Source organism: Haliea atlantica, from assembly GCF_054779855.1.
Map to the genome: position 1 here is coordinate 1 of NZ_BAAGXL010000029.1, position 616 is coordinate 616.

The 616-nt window shown below is 52.3% G+C and carries 2 tRNA genes; both read right to left on the minus strand.

The window, feature by feature from the left end:
- Positions 1–106 precede the first annotated feature (106 nt).
- Positions 107–182: transfer RNA gene (locus ACYVGS_RS17720), tRNA-Ala, on the minus strand.
- Between the two features lie 127 nt (positions 183–309).
- A tRNA-Ile gene (locus ACYVGS_RS17725) sits at positions 310–386 on the minus strand.
- Between the last annotated feature and the right edge of the window lie 230 nt (positions 387–616).

Below are 616 nucleotides of genomic sequence, written 5' to 3' on the forward strand. Positions count from 1 at the left end.
TGATTTACCTTGTTAAAGAACAGTCCGGTTGTAAAAACCAGATGTAAACAGTCTGTCACACGAACCGCTTACAACTGATTTTAGATGCGTTTACTGCCGTGAATCATGGTGGAGCTACGCGGGATCGAACCGCGGACCTCCTGAATGCAAATCAGGCGCTCTCCCAGCTGAGCTATAGCCCCGTAAAAGGTGTTACTTGCAGCTATCACGATCCTGCCAAGTACACCAAATCGTTGCTGATCGAGGCGCCGTTTTGCGTGGTGTGCTAACAGCACACGAGCAAAGCGGCAACGAAGAGCAGAGGCGATTTGGTAGGCCTGGGCAGATTTGAACTGCCGACCTCACCCTTATCAGGGGTGCGCTCTAACCAACTGAGCTACAGGCCTGCTATGACTTGTCTGCTGCCGCTCTGGCTGCGTTGCTTTCTTCACTCAGTCGGTCATGTGCTATTGCACACTCCCTCCTTCCTTCATCAAGCGCCTTGCCAGACCATCAGCATCCTGCGTCCTAGCCCCTCGATTGAGTAAGGCCGAAGCAGGCGAGCTCGTGATCTCTGTCGCATCTAACCGAGTCAAACGAAGACAAATGTGTGAACACTCATTGAAGCAGTGACGTC